The sequence below is a fragment of the Micrococcus sp. HMSC31B01 genome, assembly GCF_001816085.1.
Classification (GTDB): Bacteria; Actinomycetota; Actinomycetes; order Actinomycetales; family Micrococcaceae; genus Micrococcus; species Micrococcus luteus.
In genome coordinates, this window is the sequence record NZ_KV825469.1 from 1 (window position 1) to 3,699 (window position 3,699).

The 3,699-nt window shown below is 73.2% G+C and carries 1 protein-coding gene; it reads left to right on the plus strand.

Going from position 1 to position 3,699, the window contains the following annotated elements:
* The first annotated feature begins 130 nt into the window (after positions 1–130).
* A complete protein-coding gene (locus HMPREF3105_RS12380; RefSeq protein WP_070709896.1) occupies positions 131–3,649 on the plus strand; it encodes a pyruvate carboxylase in 3,519 nt (1,172 codons plus the stop codon).
* The last annotated feature ends 50 nt before the right edge of the window (positions 3,650–3,699 follow it).

The following is a 3,699-nucleotide window of genomic DNA, read 5'->3' on the forward strand; positions in this document are numbered from 1 at the left end:
CGCCGGCCCCGGCACGAGGCCGGGCCGGCGTCGGCGCCCCACAGCGCCGAACCAGTCATCTTTCGTCTCGCAGCGGTGACTGTGCGCGACATGAGGCGGAACTCCGGCGCGGTGTGACACACTCCCAACCATGACCGCACCTGTCGAGAACTTCACCCCTCCAGAGGACGCGGCCGGGTCGACCGGAGCCGGCGCCGTCTTCTCCAAGGTCTTGGTGGCCAACCGCGGCGAGATCGCCGTCCGCGCCTTCCGCGCCTGCTACGAGCTGGGCGCCCGCACCGTCGCCGTCTTCCCCTACGAGGACCGCAATTCGATCCACCGCCAGAAGGCGGACGAGGCCTACCGCATCGGCGACGAGGGCCACCCCGTGCGCGCCTACCTCGACGTGGACGAGATCATCCGCGTGGCCAAGGACGCCGGGGCCGACGCGATCTACCCGGGCTACGGCTTCCTGTCGGAGAACGCCGGCCTGGCCCGCGCCGCGGCCGAGAACGGGATCACCTTCGTCGGCCCGCCCGCCGACGTCCTCGAGCTGACCGGCAACAAGGTCGAGGCCCTGCGCGCGGCCAAGCGCGCGGGCATCCCCACCCTGGCCTCCTCGGACCCGAGCGCCGACGTCGAGTGGCTCCTGGACCAGGCCGAGGAGATCGGCTTCCCCATCTTCGTCAAGGCCGTCGCCGGCGGCGGCGGCCGCGGCATGCGCCGCGTCGAGCGCCGCGAGGACCTGCGCGGCTCCCTCGAGGCCGCGATGCGCGAGGCGGACACCGCCTTCGGCGACCCCACCGTGTTCCTCGAGCAGGCCGTCCTGCGGCCGCGGCACATCGAGGTGCAGATCCTCGCCGACGGCGAGGGCAACGTCGTGCACCTCTTCGAGCGGGACTGCTCGCTCCAGCGCCGCCACCAGAAGGTCATCGAGATGGCCCCGGCCCCGAACCTGGACGAGGAGATCCGGCAGGCCCTGCACCGGGACGCCGTCGCCTTCGCCAAGGAGATGGGGTACGTCAACGCGGGCACCGTCGAGTTCCTCGTGGACACGGCGGGCGAGCGTGCGGGCCAGCACGTGTTCATCGAGATGAACCCCCGCATCCAGGTGGAGCACACCGTGACCGAGGAGGTCACGGACGTCGACCTGGTGGGCGCGCAGCTGCGCATCGCCGCCGGCGCCACCCTGCCCGAGCTGGGCATCACCCAGGACGCCCTCCAGGTCCGCGGCTTCGCCATCCAGTGCCGCATCACCACCGAGGACCCGGCCAACGGCTTCCGCCCGGACACCGGCACCATCACCGCCTACCGCTCGGCCGGCGGCTCCGGTGTGCGCCTCGACGGCGGCACCATCTACGCCGGTGCGGAGATCAGCCCCCACTTCGACTCCATGCTGGTCAAGCTCACCTGCCGCGGACGCGACTACGCCACGGCCGTGCGCCGCGTGCGCCGCGCCCTGGCCGAGTTCCGCGTGCGCGGCGTGGCCACCAACATCCCGTTCCTGATGAACGTGATGGACGACCCGCAGTTCGTCAGCGGCGACGTCGCCACGGACTTCATCGACAAGCACCCCGAGCTGGCCACGGTGAACCGCTCCCAGGACCGCGGCTCCAAGGCCCTGCAGTACCTCGTGGACGTCACGGTCAACCAGCCGCACGGCCCGCGCATCGAGGGCATCGACCCCCGCGACCGCCTCCCGGAGCACCCGGGCGACAAGCACCAGGAGCCGGACCGCTCGCCCTTCGACGGCCCGAGCCGGAACGAGGACGCGGCGCCCCCGCACGGCTGGCGTCAGGTGCTGCTGGAGCAGGGCCCCGAGGGCTTCGCCCGCACCCTGCGCGAGCAGACCGCGCTGGCCGTCACGGACACCACGTTCCGCGACGCCCACCAGTCCCTGCTGGCCACCCGCGTCCGCACGCGCGACCTGCTGGCCGCCGCGCCCGCCGTCGCGCACACCCTGCCGGGGCTGCTCTCGGTGGAGGCCTGGGGCGGGGCGACGTACGACGTCGCGCTGCGCTTCCTCCACGAGGACCCGTGGCAGCGCCTCGAGCTGCTGCGCGCGGAGCTGCCGAACATCCCGATCCAGATGCTGCTGCGCGGCCGCAACACGGTGGGCTACACGCCGTACCCCACCAAGGTGACGGACGCGTTCGTGGCCGAGGCCGCGGCGTCCGGCGTCGACGTGTTCCGCATCTTCGACGCCCTCAACGACGTCGAGCAGATCACCCCGGCCATCGAGGCGGTGCGTGCCACGGGCACCGCCGTGGCCGAGGCGGCCCTGTGCTACACGGGCAACATGACGGATCCCCAGGAGACGCTCTACACGCTCGACTACTACCTGGGCCTCGCCCGCCGGATGGTCGACGCCGGCGCCCACGTCCTGGCGATCAAGGACATGGCGGGCCTGCTGCGGCCCGCCGCCGCGCGCGAGCTCGTCACCGCCCTGCGCGCCGAGTTCGACCTGCCCGTGCACCTGCACACGCACGACACCGCCGGCGGCCAGCTGGCCACCCTGCTCGCGGCGGCGGAGGCCGGCGTGGACGCCGTCGACGCGGCCACCGCGTCCATGGCGGGCACCACGAGCCAGGTGCCGCTGTCCGCCCTGGTCGCGGCGCTCGAGCACACCGAGCGAGACACCGGTCTCGGCCTCGAGGCCGCCACCGCGATGGAGCCCTACTGGGAGTCCGTCCGCTCGGCGTACGCGCCCTTCGAGGCGGGGCTGCCCGCCCCGACCGGCCGCGTGTACCACCACGAGATCCCGGGGGGCCAGCTGTCCAACCTGCGCACGCAGGCGATCGCGCTCGGCCTGGGGGAGCGGTTCGAGGCCATCGAGTCGATGTACGCCGCGGCCGACGACCTGCTCGGCCACCTCGTCAAGGTCACCCCGTCCTCCAAGGTGGTGGGCGACCTGGCGCTCCAGCTGGTCGGTTCCGGCGTGGACCCGAAGGAGTTCGCGGAGCGTCCGCAGGAGTTCGACATCCCGGACTCCGTGATCGGCTTCCTGCGCGGCGAGCTCGGCGACCCGCCCGGCGGCTGGCCGGAGCCCTTCCGGACCAAGGCCCTCCAGGGTCGCCGCGAGGGCGCGGGCATGGTGGAGATCTCCGCGGAGGACTCGACCGCCCTCGCCGAGGCCGGACAGACCCGCCGCGCGGTGCTGAACCGCCTGCTCTTCCCCGGCCCCACGAAGGAGTTCGAGGCGCACCGCGAGGAGTTCGGGGACACCGTCACCCTGCACACCCGCGACTTCCTCTACGGCCTCGTCCCCGGGCGTGAGCACGTCATCTCGCTCGGACGCGGTGTCCGGCTGCTCGCCACCCTCATGTCCGTCTCCGAGCCGGACGAGAAGGGCATGCGCACGGTGATGGTCACCCTGAACGGCCAGCTGCGCCAGATGACCGTCCGGGACCGCTCGATCGAGTCCACCGTGCGGACCGCGGAGAAGGCGGACCCCGGCACCCCCGGCCACGTCGCCGCCCCGTTCGCGGGCTCGGTCACCGTCCAGGTGGCCGAGGGCGACGCCGTCGAGGTCGGCCAGGCGGTGGCCACGATCGAGGCGATGAAGATGGAGGCCACGATCACGGCCCAGGCCGCGGGCACCGTGCGCCGCGTGGTCACGGAGGGCGTCACGCCCGTCAACGGCGGAGACCTGCTGCTCGTGATCGAGTGAGCCCCGCGTGAGCCCGCCGCCGGCGGGCCGCCCCACGGGCCCGGACGCCA